Raw genomic sequence first — 23149 nt, 5'->3', positions numbered from 1 at the left:
ACCGAACCGTGTGAAGGTCAGGCCTTCTCGGCGTCCGCGGCCGGCGCCTCGGCAGCGGCCTCGGCCGGAGCGGCGGTCTCTTCGGCCTGCTCGGCGTCGGCGACCTTCTCCGTCTCGGCGGACGACTGAACCTCGGCCTCGGCCGGCTTCTCGGCGTCGTCCTTCTTCTCGAGGAGGTCGCGCTCCCACTCGGCGAGCGGCTCGCCGGCGGCCTTCTCGCCCGGCTTCGAGTCACCGGTGGCGGCACCGGAACGGGCGATGAGGCCCTCGGCGACGGCGTCGGCGATCACGCGGGTGAGCAGGGTGACGGAGCGGATCGCGTCGTCGTTGCCCGGGATCTTGTAGTCGACCTCGTCGGGGTCGCAGTTGGTGTCGAGGATCGCGACGACCGGGATGTGGAGCTTGCGCGCCTCACCGACGGCGATGTGCTCCTTCTTGGTGTCCACGATCCAGACGGCGCTGGGCACCTTCTGCATCTCGCGGATACCGCCGAGGGTCTTCTCCAGCTTGGCCTTCTCGCGGGAGAGGACAAGCAGCTCCTTCTTCGTGAGGCCGGAGGCCGCCACGTCGTCGAAGTCGATCTGCTCAAGCTCCTTGAGCCGCTGCAGGCGCTTGTAGACGGTGGAGAAGTTGGTCAGCATGCCGCCGAGCCAGCGCTGGTTGACGTAGGGCATGCCCACGCGCGTCGCCTGCTCGGCGATCGCTTCCTGCGCCTGCTTCTTGGTGCCGATGAACATGATGGAGCCGCCGTGGGCGACGGTCTCCTTGACGAACTCGTAGGCGCGGTCGATGTACGACAGCGACTGGAGCAGGTCGATGATGTAGATGCCGTTGCGCTCCGTGAAGATGAAACGCTTCATCTTCGGGTTCCAGCGACGGGTCTGGTGACCGAAGTGGACGCCGCTTTCCAGCAGCTCCCGCATCGTGACGACGGCCATGGCCGCACTCCTTGAGGTACTCGGTTGTCGCGTCCGCCGGACGGCGGTCGCGCCTGACGCCCCGATGCGCTCTGCCGCGAAGGACCGAGTAGCGCGAGCACCGGCACGAAGAGGCCGATGACGGGGCGTGCGAAGTCGACCCGGTGACCCGGATCGCCACAAGAAGTGTACGGGACCGACACACCGCCGGGTGACGGCGTTGTCCACAACAGGTCACTCGTCCACAGAACCAGCCCATGATCAGCGCGATCGGACCGTTCCGGGCGAGAGTGAGCCGCATGATCACTGTCCGTTTTCTGTGCTGTCTCGTGGCGGCTTTGCTGTGGATGCCCACGTTGTGGATGTCCGCGGCCTCCGCCACCGCCGTGGCCGCCCGGTCTCCGGTGGGCGAGCCCGCCGGGCGCGTCTGGCCGGTGGGCTCGCGCCCCGCCGTGGAGCGGGGATGGGAGCCGCCGGATTCCGCGTACGGACCGGGTCACCGAGGTGTGGACCTCAAGGGCGCCCCGGGCGCACCGGTGCGTGCCGTGACGGCGGGGCGGGTCTCCTTCGCGGGGCGGGTGGCGGGACGCGGGGTGCTCTCGGTCGCGCTCTCCGGCACGGGCGATCCGCCGCTGCGTACGACGTACGAGCCGGTGGAGCCGCTGGCCGCCGAGGGGGACGAGGTGGCGGCGGGGCAGGTGGTGGCGAGGCTCGCGGCGGCGCCTTCGCACTGCGCGGCCGGCTGTCTGCACTGGGGGCTGCTGCGGGGCGAGACGTATCTGAACCCGCTGTCGCTGCTCCCGCCCGAGCTGCTGCGCCGGCCGCCGTCACGGCTGCTCCCCGTCTCGGGGGTCCCGGAGCCGCCCGCGCGTCCGCTGCCCGCGGCCCTTCCGCCCCCGCGCGGGGCGTCCATGGCCCCGGACGCGGCGCGGGGTACGGCGCTGCTGATGGCGGCCGCCCTCACCAACGGCACTTCACGCCACCGGCGACGCCCGCCTCACGCACCCGGGCACCGGGCCTGGCGTGCAGGGGCCCGGAGACGGTGTGGTCGGAGGCGGTGAGGCTTGGAGGCAGCGGGGTCGGAGGCGGGGAGACGGGAGGCAGTGAGGCCGGAGACGGTGGGGCTCGGTGTCCGGGGGCCCGGCCCGGAGACGGTGAGGTCGGGGCCGTGAGGCCTGGAGGCAGTGGACTCGGGAAGCGGTGGCGTCAGCCCCGTACTCCGCGCAGGGCCATGGACACCGCGGCCTCGGCGATCTCCGTCGGCTCCTCGGCCGCGCCCAGCTCGATACGGCGCACCGCCGCGTCCACGACACCCTGCAGCATCATCGCGGCGAGGCGCGGCTGCCGGTGGCCCAGCGCTCCCAGGGCATCCACGATGATCGCGATCAGCCCGCCGTGCGCTGCGCGGATCTTCTCGCGGGCGCCGGGGTCCAGCTCACTGGCGGAGATGGCGACGACGGCGCGGTGACGCCGGTCCCCGACAAGCGCCAGCTGCTGTCGCACATACGCCTCGACCTTGGCTTCCGGCGTGTCGGCCCCGGTCATCGCCGCCTCGACCTCCGCCGCCCACACGGGGAAGTCGACGGCGCACAGCTCCTCGACGACGGCGGCGCGGGAGCGGAAGTATTCATAGACCGAGGACCTGGCAAGGCCCGTGCGCTCGGCGAGTGCGGGGAAGGTCAGCGCTTCCGTACCGCCTTCTGACAGGAGGGAGCGCGCGGCGTCCAGCAGGGCGCCTCGCTGCATGGTCCGGTGCTCGGCCACGGAGGCCGCTCGAATCCTGGGCACGCGTCCACTGTACGGATGAGCGGGCGGCGATTCAGCCCCAGCTCGGCATCAGCGTCCGACGTCGGCCAGCTTGGCACGCAGCTGGAGCACGGACTTTGTGTGGATCTGACTGACCCTGCTCTCGGTGACGCCGAGGACGTTGCCGATCTCGGCGAGCGTCAGGCCCTCGTAGTAGTACAGCGTCACCACGGTCTTCTCACGGTCGGGGAGGGTGTTGATGGCGCGGGCCAGCAGCCGCCGCAGCTCGCGGCCTTCGGCCACCTCCACCGGATTGTCCGCGGCGGTGTCTTCCAGGGTGTCCATCAGGCTGAGCCGGTCGCCGCCCTCGCCTCCGACGTGCAGCAACTCCTCCAGGGCCACCACATTGGCGAGGGACAACTGGCTGAAAACCGCGTGCAGTTCCTCCATCGTGACGCCCATCTCCGCGGCGACCTCGGCCTCGGAGGGGGTGCGCCGGAGCTGGGCCTCCAGCGTGGCGTAGGCGCGCTCGACGGCCCGCGCCTTCTGCCGCACGGACCGCGGGATCCAGTCCAGGGCCCTGAGCTCGTCGATCATCGCGCCACGGATCCGGGTGATCGCGTAGGTCTCGAACTTGATGGACCGTTCGATGTCGAACTTCTCGATGGCGTCGATGAGACCGAAGACCCCGGACGAGACGAAATCCGCCTGCTCGACGTTGGAAGGCAGTCCCACACTCACCCGGCCCGCGACGTACTTCACCAGGGGTGAGTAGTGCAGGATCAACTGCTCGCGCAGCCGCTCGTCGCCCGTTGACTTGTACGACCTCCACAGCTCGTCGAGCGACGAGGGCGGAGGGGGCCGCACGGCTCCCCGGGCAGCGGGAGGCGCTGCCGCGCGGTCAGACCCGGAGGTGTGCTGGGGCATGCGTTGCCTTGAGCCGTTCTGCTGTGAAGTGCTGGAGGACGTCTGTCTGGGCCGGAATCCAGGTGAGCGTAGCGTGACTGAAGCGTCGCGGTACGCGAGGAACCGGCGACGACGACCGCCCCGACAGGCCCCCGGGGCCACGCCTTCGGCCCGGGGCGTGTTGCGAAAGTAGCGCCGTCCGCCCGGAGGGCGGGGCTTGCGGCGTCCGGTGCGTGCGATCGCAAGGCGGAGAATCAGCGTCTTCGATGGCCCGGACGTACTCGGATGACTCCGACGACGCGGCGAGTATGCGTGCCGGGCGTCGCGAGCCGGGCGGGACTTTCACAACACGCCCCAGGGCCGACACCGCTCGCGCCGGCTCCCGGAGTGTCACTGATGGGATTAAAAAGGTCATCGTCAACACCCTTTCACCCGATTACTCCACGTCAAGCACCGCCTCGCCGCGCCCCGCCCGCCGTCGGCGCGTCGTGCGCCAACTGCCACGCGTCGCCGCACCGTTCGACAAACCCCAACGAGTGGAGTTCGTACAGCCTGCCCAGGGCCTCGTCCTCGGTCGTCCCGGCTCCTCTGGCGATCTCCCTTCCCTGGGCGGCGCCCCGTCCCGGCAGCGCTTCGAGGACCCGCAGCACGGTGGGATCCAGCAGATCCCGGGGAAGGACGGGACCCTCGCGCTGCGGCGCGAGATCACCGATGTCCCCGACCAGTTCGGCGACTTCCGCCGCGTCCGTGACCAGCACTCCCTCGCCTCTCAGCAGTTCGTGTACGCCGGCCGAGAGTCCGCTCGTGGCCGGCCCCGGCACCCCCATCGTGAAGCGGCCGAGGCGTTGGGCGTCGCGCGCCGTGGCCAGGGATCCGCTGCGGTACTGGGCTTCCACCACGACGGTGCCCCGGGTGAGCGCGGCGATCACACGGTTGCGCAGCACGAATCTGCTGCGGGTCGGGTGGTCGCCCGGTGGTAATTCACCGATGACCAGACCCTGTTCGGCGATGCGTGCGATCAACTCGGCATGACCGCGCGGATAGACGACATCGACACCGCAGGCCAGCACGGCGACGGTGGCTCCGCCCGCCGCCAGCGCCCCCCGGTGCGCCGCGCCGTCCACCCCGAAGGCCGCGCCCGACGTCACGACCCAGCCGCGCTCGGCCAGCCCGGAGCCGAGGGCCGCCGCCATATGTGCCCCGTACGGGGTACACGCCCGTGCCCCGACCACGGCGACGGAGCGCAGCGCCCACATCCGCAGATCCGGTCTGCCGCGGACCCAGAGGCCGATGGGCCTGGCATCGCCCAGGTCGTCGAGCTGACTGGGCCACTCCTGGTCGCCGGGGCAGACGAACCGTCCGCCGACGGCCGTCACCGCCGCCAGGTCGCGTTCCGGATCGGCCGCCTCGGCGCGTAACCGATAGCCGCCGAGCCGCTGGGCACGCACTCCGGTGAGCGAGGTCCGGCCCGTCTCCCGGGCGGTGAGCCGCGCGAGCAGCCCCGGGGCGCCGAACCGTTCCAGCCACCGGCCGCCGGTCTCGTCCCCCGGCTCGAAGATCCGGGTGAGCGCCGCCCGTGCCAGCCGCTCCCGTGAGGTGATCCCGCCGGACGTCATGAGACACCCCCGGCGGCGGCCAGGCTGCCGCGCGCGACGCCGGTGCGCAGCTCCAGTGCGAGCGCCACCTCACGGGCGCCCGGCCGGTCACGCCCCGCGAGGTCGGCGACCGTCCACGCCACCCGCAGCACCCGGTCCAGACCGCGGGCGGTGAGCAGCCCGCGCTCCAGATCCCGCTCGGCCACGTCGAGCGCTCCGGGGGCGAGGCACCAGCGGGTACGCAGCTCGTGCCCGGGAACCTCGCTGTTGACGGACCACGGTGTGCCGTCGAGGCGGGCGGCCGAGCGCTGTCTCGCGTCCAGCACCCGCGCGGCGACCGCCGCCGTGGACTCGCCTCTGCCGCTCTGGCCCAGCAGGTCGGCGCGGTGCACCGGCTGAACGCCGACCCGCAGATCGACCCGGTCGAGCAGGGGCCCCGACAGGCGCGCCTGGTAGCGGCGGATCACGGAGGGCGGGCACTCGCATCCCGCGCCCTCCAGCGTGTGCCGCCCGCAGGGGCACGGGTTGGCCGCCAGGATCATCAGGAAGCGGGCGGGCAGCCGCACCACTCCCGCGCTGCGCGCCACCACCACGTGCCCCGATTCGAGCGGCTGGCGCAAGGCGTCCAGCGCCCGTCCGGAGAACTCAGGAGCCTCATCCAGAAAAAGCACTCCCCGATGAGCGAGGGAGACCGCTCCCGGTCTGGGGAGCCCGTTTCCGCCTCCGACCAGGGACTGCATCGTCGCCGAATGGTGCGGCGCGCAGTAGGGCGCCGCGTGCACGAGCGGTTCCCCGGGCGGGAGCAGGCCCGCCACCGAGTGCACGGCGGTGACCTCCAGGGATTCCTGTCTGGTCAGGGGCGGCAGGATGCCGGGCAGCCGCTCCGCGAGCATCGTCTTGCCCGCTCCCGGCGGGCCGTGCAGCAGCAGGTGGTGTCCGCCCGCCGCTGCCACCTCCAGGGCCGTGCGTGCCGCCGCCTGGCCCGCGACGTCCGCCAGGTCGGGGCGGTGTCCCGCCCGCGGTCCGGCCCCGCCGGACAGCCCCGTGCCGACCCCGGCGCCCGGCACCATCAGACCGGCCAGCATCGGGTCGGGGCGCCCCGGCACGGGCTCCTGCGGCTCGTCCGGAACCGGTTCTCCGGTCAGCACGGCGATGAGCTGCCGCAGGCTCCGCACTCCGAGGACCGAGACTCCCGGCACCAACGCGGCTTCGCCCGCCGTCTGTTCCGGGACGACGACCTGCCGGTAGCCCGCCTCGGCCGCCGCGAGGACGGCGGGCAGGACGCCGCGTACCGGTCTGACTCTCCCGTCGAGGCCGAGTTCACCGATCAGCACCAGGTCGGCGATGGCCCGCGGATCGATACGCTCCGCCGCCCCGAGCACCGCCGCCGCGACGGCGAGATCGAATCCGCTGCCGCCCTTCGGTACGGAGGCGGGGCTCAGGCCGACCGTGAGTTTCTTCTGCGGCCACTCGCCGCCCGAGTTCACCACCGCCGCACGCACCCGGTCCCGGCTTTCCACCAGGCTCTTGTCCGGCAGCCCGACCAGAGTGAAGGCGGCCACCCCGGGCTCCAGATCTGCCTGGACCTCCACCACCACGCCCTCGACGCCCACCAGCGCCACCGCACACGCTCGCGCGAAACCCATGTCAGGCCACCCCCCGCGCGTGCTCGACCACGGGCGCGCCGCGCCGGGGCAGCAGCACACCGATCAGATCGATGCGCACCCCACCGGGCGGCGGCCCGCCCGACCGCTCCAGCCAGCAGGCCGCGAGCCGTCGCAGCCGCTCGGCCTTGGCCGGCGTGACCGCCGCCATCGGGTGTTCGAACGATCCGTCCCTGCGGGTCTTCACCTCACAGATGACCAGCGCGTCCGCGTCCCGCGCCACGATGTCGATCTCACCGGCCCTGCCGCACCGCCAGTTGCGCGCCAGCAGGGTCATTCCGGCCGCGATCAGCCGCCGCGCCGCCAGATCCTCGCCGTACCGTCCCAGTGCGCCCGTCGCGTTCGCGTTCATGTCGGCACCACCTCCGGCACCGACTCTGCCGCGACCGTCCGGAACTAGTGGATCTTGGTGGAAAACTCACCAGTTGTGGACAACTCGGCCACCCGTACGCGTGGCCGGCCCACGTCGCACACCGCAGTCACCGGGACGGGCGTCACGCTCCACCGGGGCGGGCACCACGTACTCCCGAGCAGGCGCCGGGCGCCCCCAGGGCAGGCACCCCAGGGGTCCCAGGCACCCGGGTCACCCGCCGTATGCCCAGGTCAGGCGCTTCAGCCGCTGGGCAGTTCGAGGTCGCTCTTGTTCAGCTCCTCGATGTTCACGTCCTTGAACGTGAGCACCCGTACCTGCTTGACGAATCTCGCCGGCCTGTACATGTCCCAGACCCATGCGTCCGCCATGGTCACTTCGAAGAAAACTTCACCCTGAACCGAGTGCACCTGCATCTCGTAGTCATTGGTGAGATAGAAGCGACGCTCGGTCTCGATCACATATTTGAACAGACCGACGACATCGCGGTACTCCCGGTAGAGCTTCAGCTCCATCTCGGTCTCGTACTTCTCGAGGTCCTCGGCGCTCATGGCATGTTCCCCTTCAGCCGTGCGTCCCCCTATTGTGCTCCCGCGCTCCCCGCCCCTGGACGATTTCGGGGGCGAGGACCACCGGCGCATCCCGGAGGACCCTCGTCGAGCAGCGTGCGCAGCAGCCCGGCGAGCCTGGTCGGATACACCGTCTCACGCGCCGCGAGAAGTTCGGCGGAAGTCCACCACCTCAGGCCCGCGACACTGCGCCGCTCCAGCTCGGTCAGGCCGTCGGAAGAGGTCTCGGTCTGCGTCGTACGCGCCAGGAAATACCACTCGTCCTGGTCCCAGCGCCGCCCGTCGAACGGAAACGAGCAGATCCGGCGCCACAGCACGGGCCCGAGGTCGACCTGTGTGATTCCTGTCTCTTCGGCCAGCTCGCGCAGCGCCGCCTCTTCGCGCGTCTCGTCGCCCTCCAGCCCGCCGCCAGGGGTGAACCACCAGGTCCTGGACGGATCGTCGGGCTCGTATCCGCGCATCAGCAGGATCCGGTCGGCGGGGTCGAGCAGCACCACCCGTGCGACCTTCCGCAGCGCACCACCGCCGTCCGGCACCGGCACGCCACCGCCATCCGTGCCCGGAACGCCGTAGCCCCCGCCGTCGCCGTCGGGCCGCAGCAGGTCACCGCCGTCGGCGTCCCTCGACGGTTCCTCAGACACCGGCCGAGACTCCGTCGCCCGCCCTGCGGCCGTCCCGCTCCACCGGCCTGCGGCGGCGCGCCAGCGGTCCGTACGCCGCCCCGCCCAGGATCAGCACCGCACCGGCCACCATCGCTCCGGCCACCAGCTTCAGCGGCCCCGGCTCGGACACCCCGCCGGGCAGCGCCGCGAAGCCCGCCGGCCGGTCGATCAGGCTCCCCATCGGCCAGACCACGGCGTCCACCCGGGCGTTGACCTCCGAGCGCGCTACGGCACCCTGGCTCGGGTCCTGGAGGTGGACGCGCGAGTCGAGCGAGCCGCTGCGTTCGTCACCGAGCAGGAACAGCCGGCCCTCGGGGACCGACGACGTGAAGGTCTGCATGGAGGCGGGCCCGCCGAGCGACTTCGCCAGATACGGCTCCGCGATCGGCTTGCCGTCGACCGTGAGCCGGCCGTCCCGGTCGCAGCAGGCGACCTTGTCGCCGCCGACGCCGACCACCCGCTTCACCATCGGCATGTTGCCCCACACCGGGTCCGTGAAGACCACCACGTCACCGCGCCGGACGTCATCGCCGGATATCCGCTGCGCGAGCACCCGCTCCCCCGCCTTGATGGTGGGGGTCATCGAATCGGTCGGCACCGTGTACGGCTGGTACGTGAAGGCGCCCCAGCCGAAGCCTCCGAGGAACAGAACGCAGCCGACGGCCACGGCCGCCCCCGACAGAACACTGCCGAGGCCGCCGCGGCCGCCGTTCGTACCGTTCGTACGCGGTGTCCCGCTCATCCCAGCGCTCCCCCGTTCCGGAGATAACGATCCTCGGAGATCGACGATCTGGGACGGCACCCTACCCGGCGGTACGTCCGCCGGTCAGCTTCCTCCTGCGCCACAGGACGAGCGGCACCGCACCCGCCACACCCATCGCCGCCGGAGCCGCCGCGGCGGCCGCGCTGCTCAGTCCCGACTGGTCGAACGTGCCGGGAACGGACAGCACCGACCAGCGGTTGACCGGCCAGGCCACGACGAACGCGCGGCCGACGACCTCGTTGACGGAGACCGTCCCGTTGCCGGGCAGCTCCTGGTGGTAGCGCGAGTCCAGCGAGTTCTGCCGGTGGTCGCCCATCACCCAGATGCGGTCCTTGGGGACCTTGATCGGACCGAAGGGCTTGTCGTCACAGGGCGTGTTGCCGGGGTAGATGTACGACGACTCCTGGAGCGCGGTCCCGTTGACCTCGACCTTGCCGCCCTCCTTGCACTCCACCGTGTCGCCGCCGACCGCGATGACCCGCTTGATCAGGTCCTTCTCCTCGGCGGACGGCATGAGCCCGATGAAGCTGAGGAACTTCTGCGCCACGTTCGGCGTGGGCGTCGCGGTGTCCTCCAGCCAGCCGCCCGGATCGTGGAAGACCACGACCTCGCCGCGCTTCGGCTCGGCGCCGAACCAGGGCGTGAGCTTGTCCACCAGCACCCGGTCGCCCCGCTGCAGGGTGTCCTGCATGGAGTCGGACGGGATCGAGAAAGCCTGCACCAGGAAGGTCTTGATCAGCAGCGCCAGGATCAGCGCGATACCGATCAGCAGCGGCAGTTCCTTCCAGAAGGAACGCTGCTTCTTCGGCACCCGACCGCCGTTGTCCAAGGTTCCGCTCTCGCGTTCCTGCTCCGTCGCACTTCCCAGCGGCTCATTCGTCATGCTGTCCGTCGGGGCTGCGGGCGACTGGGCGAGCTGCTCGTGTCCCTCCTCGGGATCATCGTGTCCGAATCGTGCGCCGACCGCCACGTCCCCCACATCCACTCCTTCACTCCGTGCGATTGACTCCGTGTGCGCGCCTGCCCCGATATGCGACAGACCCATCACTCCCCTAACGAGCGGGAGTTCCGCAGGGCTCGGGAGTTGGACCAATCCATGCCGATCCTGGGAAGACAGACTATTCGACGCCGCCGCGCCCTACGGCGGCCCGGCGCGCGGCTCGGGGACGCCGGAGAATGTCCCGGGCTCCTCCAGCCTGCGCCAGTGAGCGAACGGCCACCCGATGACGACAGCCCGTCCGACCACCTCGTTCTCGGAGACTGTCCCGTTGAAATCCTCGGTGAGATGAAAGCGGGAGTCGGCGGAAAGAGCCCGGTGGTCCCCCATGACGAAGATGCGCCCTGTGGGCACTTTCACCTCGAATGGGAGAGTCGAGGGCACATTCCCCGGGTAGAGATACGGCTCGTCGAGCGGGAATCCGTTGACGGTGATTTTGCCGTCCTTGTCACAACATTTGACCGTGTCACCGCCGATGGCGACGACCCGCTTGATCAGATCCTGCTCTTCCGCGGACGGCAGCAGCCCGATGAAGGTCAGCCCCTGCTTGATCTGCCTGACGACCACCGGCGAATCGTCCGGGGCCGCCTCCTCGCCCTTGAGCCAGGTCCCCGGGTCCTTGAAGACGACCACGTCGCCGCGGGTCGGCTGCCGGCCGAACCATGGCGTCAGTTTGTCCACGAGAACCCGGTCGCTGATCCTGATCGTCTGCTCCATCGAGCCCGACGGGATCACGAACGCCTGCACCAGGAACGTCTTGAGCACGAGCGCGATCAGCAGCGCCACCATGATCAGTACGGGTATTTCGAAGATGGCGGAGCGACGGCGCTTGCGCTTCACCTTGCGCGCGAGCTTGCGCCGCTCCGCGCGCCCGGGCAGCGTTCTGGTGCTCTCCGGCGTGGTGCCGGCCGGCGGGCCGTCTTCGGGGAGGCTGCCCGGTGGGCGGCCTCGCTTACCCATGGGCGCCGTCCGGGGACGGCACGGTGCTGAAGGTGCCGGTGGGCTCCACCGAGGACCACCGGCCGAAAGGCCAGCCGATCCAGTCCGCCCGCCCGACGACCCTGCCCACGGGGACCATGCCGCCGCCGGGACTGCCGAGATGATCGCGGGAGTCACGCGAGTTGCCGCGGTGATCACCCATGACCCAGAGGGTCCCTGGCGGTACGACGATGTCGAAAGGGACGCTGGAGGGCACGTCACCCGGATACACGTACTGTTCCTCGACCGCCCGGCCGTTCACCTCGACCATGCCCCCCTTGTCGCAGCAGACCACGCGATCGCCGCCCACACCGACCACGCGCTTCACGAAGTCGGTCTCGGCGGGCTCGGCGAGACCGAGGGCCGCGGCCGCCCCGCGCAGCAGAGCGGTGACGGGGTTCTGTCCCGGCGGCTCCTGGACGAAAGATCCGGTGCCGTCGAAGACGACCACGTCACCGCGGTGCGGCTCGGCACCGAAACGGTACGCCAACTTGTTGACCAGCACACGGTCCCCGACCTGGAGAGTTGGCTCCATCGAGCCGCTCGGGATCAGGAAGGGCTGGATCACGAAGTGGCTGAACAGCAGCGCGAAGAGGGCGCAGGCGCTGCCGAGCAGAGCCGTCCTGCGCCACGAGAGTCCGGTGGAACGCATGAAGCGCGACCCCTCTTCCGCCCTGGTCGGGGTTGCGGAAGAGGAGCCGCGCTCTCTGTGCTGTGCTTCGGTGTCCATCGGGCCCAGAGCTTATCCGGCCGCCCTGTGGACCCGGCAGCGCGCGCGAGCCGTGGCTCAGCGGTCGCGCTTCTCCTTGATCTTCGCGGCCTTGCCGCGCAGCTCACGGAGGTAGTACAGCTTGGCGCGACGGACGTCACCGCGGCTCACCAGCTCGATCTTCTCGAAGATCGGGCTGTGCACCGGGAAGGTGCGCTCGACACCCACGGAGAACGAGACCTTGCGGACCGTGAAGGTCTCACGGACGCCCGAGCCCTGGCGGCGGATGACAACGCCCTTGAACTGCTGGATACGGGAGCGGTTGCCTTCGATGACTCGTACGTGCACGTTCACCGTGTCGCCCGCGCGGAAGGCGGGGAGGTCGGTGCGCAGCGATGCGGCATCGACGCTGTCGAGCAGGCTGGTCATGTTGATCTGCTTCCTCGCTGATGCCACAGGTCATCAACGGAATCTCGAGAGGAGAGTGTGAGGTGTGCCGTTCGCGTCGGGCGGGCGTCGTTCCCCCTGTGGCAGGGGCGCACACCGGACGTACGGCAACGGCTCATTCTTCCACGGCCGCGGGCCTGCGCCAAAATCGTCCACCGGGCTCGGGCGACCAGCCCAGGATGGACAGCGTCTCGCGGTCCTTCTTGTCGAAGGCCGACGCGTCGCAACGCTCGATCAGATCAGGCCTGTTGAGGGCGGTACGGCGGAACGCCTCGTCCCGTCGCCAGCGCGCGATCTTTCCGTGGTGACCGCTGAGGAGTACGTCGGGAATCCCGCGTCCGCGCCACTCCGGCGGCTTGGTGTAGACGGGACCCTCCAGCAGATCGGCCATCGCGCCGGGAGCGAACGAGTCGTCGCGGTGCGACTCCGCGTTGCCGAGGACACCGGGCAGCAGCCGGGCGACGGCCTCGGTGATCACCAGTACGGCGGCCTCACCGCCGGCCAGTACGTAGTCGCCGATGGACACCTCGTGGACCGGCATCCGGGTCGCGTACTCGTCCACGACCCGGCGGTCGATGCCCTCGTAACGGGCGGGGGCGAAGATCAGCCAGGGGCGCTCGGACAGCTCGACGGCCAGTTCCTGGGTGAACGGGCGTCCGCTGGGCGTGGGCACGACGAGGACAGGGCCGTGGGCGCCGGACTCGTATCCGCTCGCGAGGGTTTCGTCCAGGGCGTCGCCCCAGGGGCCGGTCTTCATGACCATGCCGGGGCCGCCGCCGTAGGGGGTGTCGTCCACGGTGTTGTGCCGGTCGTACGTCCACTCCCGGAGGTCGTGCACGTGTACGTCGAGCCGCCCGCTCACACGCGCCTTGCCGACCAGCGAGACGTTCAGCGGTTCCAGGTACTCGGGGAAGATCGTGACGACGTCGAGGCGCATCAGACGTCGTCCTTGCCGGGCGAACCCGTCTCGGAGGCCTCGGGCGCGCCCGGCGCGGCGATCTCGGCGGCGCCGTCGTCGAGAAGTCCCGGCGGCGGGTTCACGACGGCCTTCTGCTCCTCGAGGTCGATCTCGGTGACGATCTCCTCTACGAAGGGGATCATCACCTCGCTGCCGTCGGGGCGCTCCACGATGAACAGGTCCTGCGAGGGCAGGTGCGTGATCTCGGTGATCCGGCCGATCTCCGTGCCGTCGGCGAGGACCACGTCCAGGTCCATCAGCTGATGGTCGTAGAACTCCTCCGGGTCCTCGGGCAGCTGTTCCGGGTCGACCTCGGCGATGAGCAGGGTGTTGCGCAGCGCCTCCGCTCCGGAACGGTCGCTGACCCCCGCGAACCGCAGCAGCAGCTTCCCGCTGTGCACCCTGCCCGTCTCGATCGTCAGCGGGCCGGCCGAGGCCGGTTCGGTGGCGAGTACGGCGCCGGGGCCGAGCCGCTGCTCGGGCTCGTCCGTACGCACCTCGACGGTGACCTCGCCCTTGATCCCATGGGCGCGGCCGATACGCGCGACTACCAACTGCAACTGACTACACGCCCCTTTACGGTCACACACAGCACAAACCAAACACGGGCCGGAGAAGGCGAACGCCCTCCCCGGCCCGTGCCGGTGTACAACTCAGTCAGCGGACCTGGTCCACGTCGATCAGATCGACGCGGATGCCACGGCCGCCGATGGCGCCCACGACGGTACGCAGAGCACGCGCGGTGCGGCCGTTGCGACCGATCACCTTCCCGAGGTCCTCGGGGTGAACCCTGACCTCGAGAACGCGCCCACGGCGCAGGTCACGCGAGGCGACCTGCACTTCGTCCGGGTTGTCGACGATGCCCTTCACGAGGTGCTCGAGAGCCTCCTCGAGCATGATCAGGCCTCGGTCGACTCGGCGGCGGCCGGGGACTCGGTCCCGGCGTCGTCCGCCTTCTTGTCGGACTTCTTGGCCTTCTGAGTGATCGCCTCGCCCTTGGGCTCGTCGCCGGCGTCCTTGGCGGCGGCCTCGAAGAGGGCGCGCTTGTCGGCCTTCGGCTCCGGCTGAAGCAGCGGCGCGGGGGCCGGCAGGCCCTTGTGCGCCTGCCAGTCACCGGTGAGCTTGAGGATCGCGAGAACCGGCTCGGTCGGCTGGGCGCCGACAGACAGCCAGTAACGCGCGCGGTCCGAGTCGACCTCGATACGCGAGGGGTTCTGCACCGGGTGGTACAGACCGATCTCCTCGATGGCCCGGCCGTCGCGGCGGGTACGGGAGTCGGCGACGATGATGCGGTAGTGAGGCGAACGGATCTTGCCCAGACGCTTCAGCTTGATCTTGACTGCCACTGGAGTGGTGTCTCCTGGATCTTGACGTGGTTGAGCACAGCGGGATGCCGCGTGGGGTTGCGGTACCCGATCCGCCCGATGGACGCGTCAGCCGGAGGAGAGAGGGGTCCTGTGCGACTGTCGAGTACAGCTGGCCATTGTGCCACATCGCTGCGGCTCGGCTTGACCCGGCCGAGGTCAGCCGCCTTGACGGGGCGGCCCTCCGCTCGCGGAGCCGCCGTGGTCGCCGCTCTCAGCTCGCAGCGGCGACCACGTCCGGGATACGGAACGGCTTGCCGCATCCGCCGCAGACGATCGGCGCCTGGGCGAGCACGGAGGGAACGACCCGCACGTTACGGCCGCAGTCGCAGACGGCCTTGACGCGGACGCCGCCTCCTGACGAACCGTGCCGGGCGGCGGGCCCGCGGAAGCTGCGTTTGGTGTCGGCTGCCGTCGCGACCGTGTGGGCCTTGAGGGCGCGCTGCAGCCGCTCCATCGTGGGGCGGTACCGCCGCTTCGCCTCAAGGCTGAGCGTGACCAGCGAGAAACCGCTGCTCGGATGCGGCTCCTCGGCATGATCGAGGCCCATCTCCTCGGCGATCGCGAGGAATCGGCGGTTGTGGTAGCGGCCCGCGCGCGAGGTGTCACGGACGCCTCTGGCCGCGGCGATGCCATGGACCGCTTCATGAAGCAGTCGTTCGAAAGAGAGCTCCGCGCCGCATGCGGACGAGGACTCTCCGATCAGGGACTCTGGCGCGGCAAGATCCGGCAGCTCGGGGTGGGACCTCTGAATATCGGCCCACGCCTGCGCCAGCTCTGCGGCGAGAACAGGTGGTGTCGTGCTCACGTCGTGAATAACGAGCCGGAGCGCTCCCGGGTTCCATTCCGGGGCATCCCAAATAATTTGCACGTACCCGTCAGTTGCCCTTGATGCGTCCGGACGAGGGCGGGTGCGCCGATCTGCGGAGAAGCCTCGCAGCTCCTCCCAAGGTGGTACGTAGTGACGGCTACGCAACGAGGCGTAGATGATCTACGCACAGGCCCCCTCCCCCGAGGGAGGGGGCGCACGGAGAGGCGCGTGGACGGCGCTCGCGCGACGCGGGAAAAGCCGCTCAGTAGGCGCGGGCCACGAGTGCGACAGTACCCGGGGCGTCGTCCGTTTCCGGCACCGACCCGTCCTCGGCGACCAGACACCGGACGGTCACTCCGTGTTCGGCGAGCGCGGCCTCTCCCCCGGCGCCGAGCGTCGCCCAGGGGATGCGCGCCCAGCCGCCGGCGACGGCCGCCTCCGCGGCCTCCGCGACCGTGCTGACCTCGCTGGTTCGCGCCACACGGCGCTCCCGCGACTGCCTCAGCAGCAGCGCCTGGTCCTCTTCCAGGAGGGCGGGCAGCAGCCCGGCGAGGGCGTCGACGGCGACGGGCTCCTTGCCGCCGGGGATCCGCCTTGCCAGCATCGCCGTACCGTTTTCCAGGTCGCGGGGGCCGATCTCGACCCGTACGGGCACGCCCTTCAGCTCCCAGTCGACGGCGCGGCGGCCGAAGGGCACGTCCGTACGGTCGTCGACCTGGACGCGCAGGCCCGCGGCCCTGAGCCGGTCGCCGGTCTCCCTGACCTTGGCCAGGACGGCGTCGTCGCCCTTGATCGCCAGGACGACGACCTGAACGGCGGCGAGGCGCGGCGGAACGCGCAGGCCGTTGTCGTCGCCGTGCATCATCACCAGGGCGCCGATCATGCGGGTGGTGGCGCCCCAGGACGTCTGCCAGACGTACTCCTGCCCGCCGTCCCTGGACAGGTACTGGGTGTGGAAGGCCTTGGCGAAGTTCTGGCCGAGTTCGTGGCTGGTTCCCAGCTGGAGCGCCTTGCCGTCACCCATCATCCCTTCGAGCGTCAGGGTGTTGAGGGCGCCGGCGAAGCGCTCCTTGGGGGTTTTGCGCCCGAGCACGAAGTCCATGGCGAGCACGTTCTCCATGAAGTCGCCGTATACGTCCCGGTGGATGCGGGCGGCGAAGTCGCGCGCGTCCTCGTAGGAGGCGTGCGCGGTGTGGCCCTCCTGCCACAGGAACTCCGACGTGCGCAGGAAGAGCCGGGGGCGCAGTTCCCAGCGGACCACGTTCGCCCACTGGTTGATGAGCAGCGGCAGGTCGCGGTAGCTCTGCACCCACTTGGAGAAGTACTCGTTGACGATCGTCTCCGAGGTGGGCCGGACGACGACCGGCTCCTCCAGTTCCTTCCCGCCCGCGCGGGTGACGACGGCGAGTTCCGGCGCGAAGCCCTCGACGTGCTCGGCCTCCCTGGACAGGTACGCCTGGGGGATGAGCAGGGGGAAGTACGCGTTCTGGGTGCCGGTCGCCTTGATCCTGGTGTCCAGGTCCGCCTGCATCCGCTCCCACAGGCCATACCCGTATGGCCTAATCACCATCGTGCCGCGCACGGGACCGTTGTCGGCCAGCTCGGCTTTGTTGATCAGATCCTGGTACCAGCGGGGGAAATCGTCCGCCCGCGGTGTGAGAACGGGTGCTTTGGCCATGGCGGGCATCGTACGGCGGTCGCGCACGGGGAAAGGAATCAGCCGTGTGCGCCGGGGCGTACTCCGGGGAGCACAACCGGGGTTCACGGACGCTTTGCCAAGCGCCCACTGGACGCGGGCACGGATGCGGAGTTCCCTGGCATACGGGGGATGCGGGAGCGCATGCACACGGGGGTTGCCATTCAGGGCGGTAAGGACCTCTCGGCGGATTGGGGCGCTATCCATGACACATACGCTCGTCCAGCACCACCAGTACGGGGTGAACGCGGCCCCGGACCCGGCGGCTGGCACGGACACGGAGGGCCGGGCGCGCGACTGGGCCGAGATTCAGGAACGGATGCTGGTGCCGCTCTACGAAGCGGTGTACGAGCGCCTTGAGGTGAACGCCGGGACCAGGCTGCTCGGTCTCGGCTGCGGCTCGGGGCTGGCCCTGCTGCTCGCCGCCTCCCGGGGCGCGCGGGTCACCGGCGTGGACTCCGACGGCGAACGGCTCGCGCTGGCCCGCGAGCGGCTGCACACAGACGGCGCGCGCGACCGCACTCCAGTGCGTCCGAGCCCCACCGGCACCCTGCTGGCGACGGACCACCTGGCGGAGGCGGCGGAGCCGGGAGAACCGGCGTACGACGTGATCACCGCGTTCCAGCCGATCGGCGGCGCGGAGGGCGACGGCAAGGGGCTCGGTCCCGAACTGGACGCGGCCATCCCGCTGGCGAAGCGGGGCACACCGGTGGTGCTGGCGTCCTGGGGGCCGCCGGAGCGCTGCGCCACGGCCGCCGTCCTGCGGGTGGCGGGCCGGCTGACCGACCGGCTGCGCAAGGGCGGCTGGCGCCCGGCGCACCGTGACGAGCTGGAGGATGTCGCCGCGCGGGCCGGTCTGAAGCCGGACGGTTCGGGGCGGGTCGCCTGCCCCTTCGGTTACGCGGACCGGGAGAGCGCGGTCCGCGGGCTGCTGTCGACCGGGGTGTTCGACGGGGCGGTACGGGCGACGGACCGGCGGCAGGTGGAGAAGGAGATCGGTGAGGCGCTGCATCCGCACCTGCGCCGCGACGGCACGGTCTGGATGCCGAACGTCTTCCGGTACCTCATCGCCAGGACGCCCTGAGCGGACATGAGCGCGCAGCGCCCTGACGCGTGCCGGCGCGGGGCGGCCGGCGGGAACGCCGTGCACGAACGAACCCTTCGCCGGTGTCCCTCGCGGCCCGGCAGCCCGCGGTGCTCATGCGGAGCCGCGAGCCCTGAGCCGGACACCTGTCCGCCCAGCGTGCGGAACGTGGACAACGGCACCGTTCAGGCCGTTGCCCCGACTGCGGGAGAAGGCCGCCGCCATGGAGACCTCGGCGCGCGGTCGTCCCGGCGCGATCCTCCCCCGGCCCCTCGTACCGACGCGTTCTCCTCGGTGCGGAAGGAAAGCAAGGAACCTCATGGACGATCAGCTCGCCCTCCGGATCCGGCTCTTCCGCGAGGGCGGCCGCGTCAGGCCCGAAGTCGCCGCGTTCGTGGCCGACGAGCTGAACATCCTGACCGCCGAGGGCCAGACCGTCACCGAGAACACGGCGGGCATGCTCACCAGTCATCTGATGATGGCGCTCACCCGTCTCCTCGACGGCGAACCGGTCGAGCAGTTCCGGACCGACGCGCAGGTCGCGGCCCAACTCGCCGAAAACCCCGAGGCGGTGGCCCGGGCGCGCGCCCTGTCGGTGCGGGCGGGAAGGGAGTTGGGCGCCCCGCTGCCCGCCTCCGAGATCGGCTTCCTCTCCCTGCATCTCGCCGTGCTCGCCCAGCACTCCCCCGCCTGATCAACCCACGGGCCCCCATCGCGCCGGACGGAGAGGAGGGGGAGCCAAGCGCCGTCCGTCACTCCGGACGGCGAGCCCGTCAGCCCATGAACTTCTTGAACTCGTCGGGCAGTTCGAAGTTCTTGTCCTGCTCCCCGGCCGGCAGGCCGAACGCGTTGCCCGACTGCGCCGATTCCTCGCGGCGCGCCAGTGCCGCCTGCTCCTCGGCCTTGCGCTTCATCGGGTTGCCCGAGCGCTGCTTGCCCTTGGCCTTCTTCTGCTGCTTCTTCTGGCGGCCGGGGCCGCCGCCCATGCCCGGCATGCCCGGCATCCCGGGCATGCCGCCGCCCTGCGCCATCCTCGACATCATCTTGCGGGCCTCGAAGAACCGCTCCACCAGGTTCTTCACCGCACTGACCTCGACGCCGGAGCCACGGGCGATACGGGCCCGGCGTGAGCCGTTGATGATCGTCGGTTCCTGGCGCTCGCCGGGGGTCATCGACTTGATGATCGCGGCGGTGCGGTCGACGTCACGCTCGTCCAGGTTGGCGATCTGGTCCTTCATCTGGCCCATGCCGGGCAGCATCCCGAGCAGCTTGGAGAGGGAGCCCATCTTCCTGACCTGCTCCATCTGGGCCAGGAAGTCGTCGAGCGTGAAGTCCTTGCCCTTGCTGCTCGCCAGCTTGGAGGCCATCTTCTCGGCCTCGTCCTGGCTGAACGTCTGCTCGGCCTTCTCGATCAGGCTGAGCAGGTCACCCATGTCGAGGATGCGGGACGCCATGCGGTCCGGGTGGAACGCGTCGAACTCGTCCAGCTTCTCGCCGTTGGAGGCGAACATGATCTGCTTGCCGGTGACGTGCGCGATGGAGAGCGCGGCGCCACCGCGGGCGTCGCCGTCCAGCTTGGAGAGGACCACGCCGTCGAAGCCCACGCCGTCGCGGAAGGCCTCCGCGGTGTTGACCGCGTCCTGGCCGATCATCGCGTCGACGACGAACAGCGTCTCGTCGGGCTGGACGGCGTCCCGGATGTCCGAGGCCTGCCGCATCAGTTCCTGGTCGATGCCGAGGCGGCCCGCGGTGTCGACCACGACCACGTCGTACTGCTTGGCGCGGGCGTGCTCGATGGAGTCCTTGGCGACCTTGACCGGGTCACCGACACCGTTGCCCGGCTCCGGCGCGTAGACCGCGACGCCCGCGCGCTCCGCGACGACGGAGAGCTGGGTCACGGCGTTGGGACGCTGGAGGTCACACGCGACGAGCAGCGGGGAGTGGCCCTGGCTCTTGAGCCAGAGGCCGAGCTTTCCCGCGAGGGTGGTCTTGCCGGCGCCCTGGAGACCCGCGAGCATGATGACGGTCGGCGCCTGCTTGGCGAAGCGCAGCCGGCGGGTCTCGCCGCCGAGGATGGTGACCAGTTCCTCGTTGACGATCTTGACGACCTGCTGGCTGGGGTTCAGCGCACGCGAGACCTCGGCGCCGTTCGCGCGCTCCTTGACCTTCGCGATGAAGGCCCGGACGACGGGCAGGGCAACGTCGGCTTCCAGCAGGGCGATACGGATCTCGCGGGCCGTGGCGTCGATGTCCTCCGGGCTGAGGCGCCCTTTGCCCCGGAGGCTCTTGAAGGTGGCTGCGAGGCGGTCGGAGAGAGTATCGAACACGGTGGTCGCGGATCCTCAGGTCGGGGGCGGGCGGACAGGTCGTCCTCAAGGATATCCGGCCCGGGCAAGCGCGAGCCCCCTGCCCGGGGACGAATACCGCTCCGCGTACGCCGGGGTCACCCCCGCAGCAGTTCCTCCAGTTCCCCGGCGAGGCCGGCCGCGTCCGCCTCGGGCAGCCGGGAGCCGTCCTCACGGGTGACGTAGACGGTGTCGACGGCGTTCGCTCCCAGCGTCGAGACGTGCGCGCTGCGCACCCGTACCCCGGCCGATTCCAGCGCGTGCCCGATCCGGTGCAGCAGACCGGGTGCGTCCTGGGCGCGCACCTCGATCACGGTCGCCTGCCGGGAGGCGGTGGGGGCGACGGTCACCCGGGGCGGCGGGGCCTTCACACCCCGGCGGCGCGGGTACGCGGCCTCGCGTTCCGCGAGCCTGGAGCTGATGTTGAGCGAGCCGTCCAGGGCGCGTACGAGATCGGCACGCAGGCGGTCGGCGTGCGGCAGCGAACCGTACGCGGCCGCCACCCGCCAGCTCAGCAGCAGGACTTCGGCGGGCTCTCCGAGACCGGTGGGGAGTTCGACGGCGCGCAGGTCGGCCGCCCGGACGGTGAGCCGGTGCAGGGCCAGCACACCGGCGGCCGCGGGCAGCACACCCGGCTGGTCGGGCACGGCGATGAGCAGTTCGACGCCGACGGGTTCGAGACCCTCCGTGCCGGCCGCCCCGTCCTCCTGCGAGGGCTCGTTCTGGGTGTGCAGCGCCAGGACGGGTCCGCCGGTACGAAGCGCCTCGACGGCCAGCCGTTCCTGCTCGGCGCTGGGCGCGGTGGTGTCGGGTTCCGGGACGGCGTCGCCCGTGAGGACGGCGGCGACGCGGCTGACCAGCTCGTCCACGAGCGAGGCGCGCCAGGACGACCAGGCGGCGGGCCCGGTGGCGAGGGCGTCGGCCTCGGTGAGGGCGTGCAGGAGTTCCAGGGTGGCGGGCGAACCGATCCGGGAGGCCACGGCGTCGACGGTGGCCGGGTCGTCGAGGTCGCGCCGGGTCGCGGTGTCGACGAGCAGCAGGTGGTGGCGTACGACGGTCGCGATGACGTTCATGTCGTCGTGGCCGAAGCCCATCCGGGCGGCGACGTCGCGGGCGATGACCTCACCGGCCACCGAGTGGTCGCCGGGCCAGCCCTTGCCGATGTCGTGCAGCAGCGCGCTGACGAGCAGCAGGTCGGGGCGGCTCACCCGGCGGGTGAGCGAGGAGGCCTGGACCGCGGTCTCGACCAGGTGGCGGTCGACGGTCCAGGTGTGGACGGGGTTGCGCTGAGGGCGGCAGCGGACCCGTTCCCAGTCGGGCAGGAGCCGGCTGATCAGGCCTTCGGCCTCCAGGGCCTCCCAGACGGGGACGGTCGACTCGCCCGCGCCGAGCAGGGTGACGAGTTCGTCGCGGGCCTCCGCCGGCCAGGGCACGGGCAGGGGTTTCGCGGCGGCGGCGAGGCGCCGGACGGCGTGCAGGGAGATCGGCAGGCCGGCCTGCGCGGCGGCGGCCGCGGCGCGCAGGGGCAGGACGGGGTCGCGTTCCGCGCGGGCCGAGCGGGCGAGGACGACTTCGCCGTCCTGTTCGACCACGCCTTCGGCGAGCGGGTTGCGTTCCGGGGCGGGCCTGCCGCCGCCGAGCATGGTGCGCAGCCTGGGCCGTCCCGCCCGGGCGCGCAGCACCCGGTTCACCTCGCGCCAGGTGACGTCGGACGCGTAGGAGACCGTGCGGGCCGCTTCGTACACCTGGCGCAGGAGTACGTCGGCGTCCAGCAGGCCGAGTTCCTCGGCGACGGGGTCCTGCTCCTGGAGGGAGAGCCGGTCGGTGGCGCGTCCGGTCGTCAGGTGCAGGGCGTCACGGGTGTCGAGGAGACTGCGGCGGGCCTCGGCGAGGCCTTCGCGGGGCGCGTCGGCGAGCCAGGAGGCGGCGACGGCGCGCAGCACGGTGGCGTCGCGCAGCCCGCCCCTGGCTTCCTTGAGGTCCGGTTCGAGGAGGAACTGCAGCTCGCCCTGGCGCTCGGCCCGGTCCCTGCACAGTTCGTGCAGTTCGGGCAGGCGCTTGGCCGCGGAGTTGCGCCAGTCCGCGAGGACCGTGGTGCGCAGCCCCGTCAGCAGCCCGAGGTCGCCCGCGATGTGGCGGGCGTCGAGGAGGCCGAGCTGCACCTTGAGGTCCTCGCCGGCTGCCTTGCGCACCTCGGCGGGGGTGCGGACGGAGTGGTCGAGTGCCACTCCGAGGTCCCAGACGGGGTACCAGACGCGGTCGGCGAGGGCGGCGACGGCGGCGGGTCCCGCCTTGCCGTCGTGCAGGAGCAGCAGGTCGAGGTCGCTGCGCGGGGACAGTTCACCGCGTCCGTAGCCGCCGACGGCGACGAGCGCCGCGCCGCGTACGCCGGCTTCCCGGGCCGCGGTGGTGAACAGTGCGTTCAGCCAGTTGTCGGTCAGCCGGGCCAGGGCGGAACGGCGCGGCGGCCCGGGCTGTGCCTTCTCCTGGAGGAGGCACAGCCGGGCCGCCGCGTAACCGCTGGGTCCCGAGTCTGTCTGGTCGGTCGTCTCTTCGAGGCTCGTCACC

General features: G+C 71.0%; 21 protein-coding genes and 3 pseudogenes. 3 read left to right on the top strand and 21 right to left on the bottom strand.

Features of this window, described 5'->3' with window-relative positions; all coding sequences use genetic code 11:
* Positions 1-17: 17 nt before the first annotated feature.
* Complete coding sequence (gene rpsB, locus ACIP6N_RS22980) at positions 18-938, bottom strand: 30S ribosomal protein S2 (protein WP_401818191.1); 921 nt, start codon at positions 936-938, stop codon at positions 18-20.
* A 341-nt stretch (positions 939-1279) separates the two neighbouring features.
* On the opposite strand from rpsB, the pseudogene ACIP6N_RS22975 reads away from it, so the two are divergent.
* Positions 1280-1780 (top strand): annotated as a pseudogene (locus tag ACIP6N_RS22975) (peptidoglycan DD-metalloendopeptidase family protein); the annotation flags it as partial.
* 343 nt (positions 1781-2123) lie between these two features.
* Here ACIP6N_RS22975 and ACIP6N_RS22970 read toward each other — a convergent pair.
* The 18 genes and pseudogenes from ACIP6N_RS22970 to proS all read right to left on the bottom strand — a co-directional run bounded on the left by ACIP6N_RS22970 (position 2124) and on the right by proS (position 17134).
* A complete protein-coding gene (locus ACIP6N_RS22970) occupies positions 2124-2663 on the bottom strand; it encodes a TetR/AcrR family transcriptional regulator (RefSeq protein WP_401818376.1) in 540 nt (179 codons plus the stop codon).
* Between the two features lie 90 nt (positions 2664-2753).
* Positions 2754-3590 (bottom strand): RNA polymerase sigma factor WhiG, encoded by an 837-nt coding sequence (gene whiG / locus ACIP6N_RS22965; protein ID WP_401818188.1) that lies wholly within the window; start codon positions 3588-3590, stop codon positions 2754-2756.
* 425 nt (positions 3591-4015) lie between these two features.
* A complete protein-coding gene (dprA, locus tag ACIP6N_RS22960; protein ID WP_401818186.1) occupies positions 4016-5185 on the bottom strand; it encodes a DNA-processing protein DprA in 1170 nt (389 codons plus the stop codon).
* Positions 5182-6810 carry a YifB family Mg chelatase-like AAA ATPase gene (locus ACIP6N_RS22955; RefSeq protein ID WP_401818184.1) on the bottom strand — a complete coding sequence of 543 codons (1629 nt, stop codon included), beginning with the start codon at positions 6808-6810 and terminating at the stop codon, positions 5182-5184. The genes dprA and ACIP6N_RS22955 overlap by 4 nt, the downstream gene beginning before the upstream one ends.
* Position 6811: 1 nt before the next feature.
* Positions 6812-7180, bottom strand: coding sequence for a YraN family protein (locus ACIP6N_RS22950; protein ID WP_401818182.1), 369 nt, complete (start codon positions 7178-7180; stop codon positions 6812-6814).
* Positions 7181-7440: 260 nt separating this feature from the next.
* Positions 7441-7749 (bottom strand): DUF2469 domain-containing protein, encoded by a 309-nt coding sequence (locus ACIP6N_RS22945; protein WP_018544766.1) that lies wholly within the window; start codon positions 7747-7749, stop codon positions 7441-7443.
* Positions 7750-7762: 13 nt separating this feature from the next.
* Positions 7763-8309, bottom strand: a pseudogene (locus ACIP6N_RS22940) (NUDIX hydrolase).
* 91 nt (positions 8310-8400) lie between these two features.
* Positions 8401-9171 carry a signal peptidase I gene (gene lepB / locus ACIP6N_RS22935; protein WP_401818179.1) on the bottom strand — a complete coding sequence of 257 codons (771 nt, stop codon included), beginning with the start codon at positions 9169-9171 and terminating at the stop codon, positions 8401-8403.
* Positions 9172-9232: 61 nt separating this feature from the next.
* On the bottom strand, positions 9233-10162 hold the full coding sequence (lepB, locus tag ACIP6N_RS22930; protein WP_401818373.1) for a signal peptidase I: 930 nt from the start codon (positions 10160-10162) through the stop codon (positions 9233-9235).
* Positions 10131-11149 (bottom strand): annotated as a pseudogene (lepB, locus tag ACIP6N_RS22925) (signal peptidase I). Before lepB (ACIP6N_RS22925) ends, lepB (ACIP6N_RS22930) begins: the two are co-directional and overlap by 32 nt.
* Entirely contained in the window at positions 11142-11897 is a 756-nt protein-coding gene (gene lepB / locus ACIP6N_RS22920) for a signal peptidase I (protein WP_401818177.1), read from the bottom strand. Before lepB (ACIP6N_RS22920) ends, lepB (ACIP6N_RS22925) begins: the two are co-directional and overlap by 8 nt.
* A gap of 57 nt (positions 11898-11954) precedes the next feature.
* Positions 11955-12305, bottom strand: a complete 351-nt coding sequence (rplS, locus tag ACIP6N_RS22915) for a 50S ribosomal protein L19 (RefSeq protein WP_401818176.1) — start codon at positions 12303-12305, stop codon at positions 11955-11957.
* A 133-nt stretch (positions 12306-12438) separates the two neighbouring features.
* The gene (gene trmD / locus ACIP6N_RS22910; protein WP_401818173.1) at positions 12439-13260 is read right to left on the bottom strand and encodes a tRNA (guanosine(37)-N1)-methyltransferase TrmD; all 822 of its coding nucleotides are present in this window, start codon (positions 13258-13260) and stop codon (positions 12439-12441) included.
* Entirely contained in the window at positions 13260-13841 is a 582-nt protein-coding gene (gene rimM, locus ACIP6N_RS22905) for a ribosome maturation factor RimM (RefSeq protein WP_401818170.1), read from the bottom strand. The genes trmD and rimM overlap by 1 nt, the downstream gene beginning before the upstream one ends.
* Before the next feature lie 97 nt (positions 13842-13938).
* Entirely contained in the window at positions 13939-14178 is a 240-nt protein-coding gene (locus tag ACIP6N_RS22900) for an RNA-binding protein (protein ID WP_401818169.1), read from the bottom strand.
* A gap of 2 nt (positions 14179-14180) precedes the next feature.
* Positions 14181-14627: a 30S ribosomal protein S16 gene (rpsP, locus tag ACIP6N_RS22895; protein WP_401818166.1), complete on the bottom strand. Its 447-nt coding sequence runs from the start codon at positions 14625-14627 to the stop codon at positions 14181-14183.
* Positions 14628-14859: 232 nt separating this feature from the next.
* Positions 14860-15453, bottom strand: a complete 594-nt coding sequence (locus tag ACIP6N_RS22890; RefSeq protein ID WP_401818164.1) for a hypothetical protein — start codon at positions 15451-15453, stop codon at positions 14860-14862.
* Positions 15454-15718: 265 nt separating this feature from the next.
* The gene (gene proS, locus ACIP6N_RS22885; protein WP_401818162.1) at positions 15719-17134 is read right to left on the bottom strand and encodes a proline--tRNA ligase; all 1416 of its coding nucleotides are present in this window, start codon (positions 17132-17134) and stop codon (positions 15719-15721) included.
* Between the two features lie 223 nt (positions 17135-17357).
* Between proS and ACIP6N_RS22880 the strand changes: the two genes are divergently transcribed.
* Positions 17358-18236: a methyltransferase domain-containing protein gene (locus ACIP6N_RS22880; RefSeq protein WP_401818160.1), complete on the top strand. Its 879-nt coding sequence runs from the start codon at positions 17358-17360 to the stop codon at positions 18234-18236.
* A 319-nt stretch (positions 18237-18555) separates the two neighbouring features.
* Complete coding sequence (locus ACIP6N_RS22875) at positions 18556-18930, top strand: transcriptional antiterminator (protein ID WP_401818158.1); 375 nt, start codon at positions 18556-18558, stop codon at positions 18928-18930.
* 79 nt (positions 18931-19009) lie between these two features.
* On the opposite strand, the gene ffh is transcribed toward ACIP6N_RS22875, so the two are convergent.
* Positions 19010-20563, bottom strand: a complete 1554-nt coding sequence (ffh, locus tag ACIP6N_RS22870) for a signal recognition particle protein (protein WP_401818157.1) — start codon at positions 20561-20563, stop codon at positions 19010-19012.
* A gap of 116 nt (positions 20564-20679) precedes the next feature.
* Positions 20680-23148: a [protein-PII] uridylyltransferase gene (locus ACIP6N_RS22865; RefSeq protein ID WP_401818155.1), complete on the bottom strand. Its 2469-nt coding sequence runs from the start codon at positions 23146-23148 to the stop codon at positions 20680-20682.
* Position 23149: the final 1 nt, after the last annotated feature.

It is taken from the genome of Streptomyces sp. NPDC088725 (assembly GCF_044751305.1).
Lineage (GTDB): Bacteria > Actinomycetota > Actinomycetes > Streptomycetales > Streptomycetaceae > Streptomyces.
The sequence above is the reverse complement of the archived record's forward strand: the minus strand, read 5'-3'. Positions and strand labels throughout refer to the sequence as shown.

Coding starts and splice junctions, on each gene's coding strand:
- rpsB (WP_401818191.1), bottom strand. CDS start 938: ATGGCCGTCGTCACGATGCGGGAGCTGCTGGAAAGCGGCGTCCACTTC.
- ACIP6N_RS22970 (WP_401818376.1), bottom strand. CDS start 2,663: ATGCAGCGAGGCGCCCTGCTGGACGCCGCGCGCTCCCTCCTGTCAGAA.
- whiG (WP_401818188.1), bottom strand. CDS start 3,590: ATGCCCCAGCACACCTCCGGGTCTGACCGCGCGGCAGCGCCTCCCGCT.
- dprA (WP_401818186.1), bottom strand. CDS start 5,185: ATGACGTCCGGCGGGATCACCTCACGGGAGCGGCTGGCACGGGCGGCG.
- ACIP6N_RS22955 (WP_401818184.1), bottom strand. CDS start 6,810: ATGGGTTTCGCGCGAGCGTGTGCGGTGGCGCTGGTGGGCGTCGAGGGC.
- ACIP6N_RS22950 (WP_401818182.1), bottom strand. CDS start 7,180: ATGAACGCGAACGCGACGGGCGCACTGGGACGGTACGGCGAGGATCTG.
- ACIP6N_RS22945 (WP_018544766.1), bottom strand. CDS start 7,749: ATGAGCGCCGAGGACCTCGAGAAGTACGAGACCGAGATGGAGCTGAAG.
- lepB (WP_401818179.1), bottom strand. CDS start 9,171: ATGAGCGGGACACCGCGTACGAACGGTACGAACGGCGGCCGCGGCGGC.
- lepB (WP_401818177.1), bottom strand. CDS start 11,897: ATGGACACCGAAGCACAGCACAGAGAGCGCGGCTCCTCTTCCGCAACC.
- rplS (WP_401818176.1), bottom strand. CDS start 12,305: ATGACCAGCCTGCTCGACAGCGTCGATGCCGCATCGCTGCGCACCGAC.
- trmD (WP_401818173.1), bottom strand. CDS start 13,260: ATGCGCCTCGACGTCGTCACGATCTTCCCCGAGTACCTGGAACCGCTG.
- ACIP6N_RS22900 (WP_401818169.1), bottom strand. CDS start 14,178: ATGCTCGAGGAGGCTCTCGAGCACCTCGTGAAGGGCATCGTCGACAAC.
- proS (WP_401818162.1), bottom strand. CDS start 17,134: ATGGCCAAAGCACCCGTTCTCACACCGCGGGCGGACGATTTCCCCCGC.
- ACIP6N_RS22880 (WP_401818160.1), top strand. CDS start 17,358: ATGACACATACGCTCGTCCAGCACCACCAGTACGGGGTGAACGCGGCC.
- ACIP6N_RS22875 (WP_401818158.1), top strand. CDS start 18,556: ATGGACGATCAGCTCGCCCTCCGGATCCGGCTCTTCCGCGAGGGCGGC.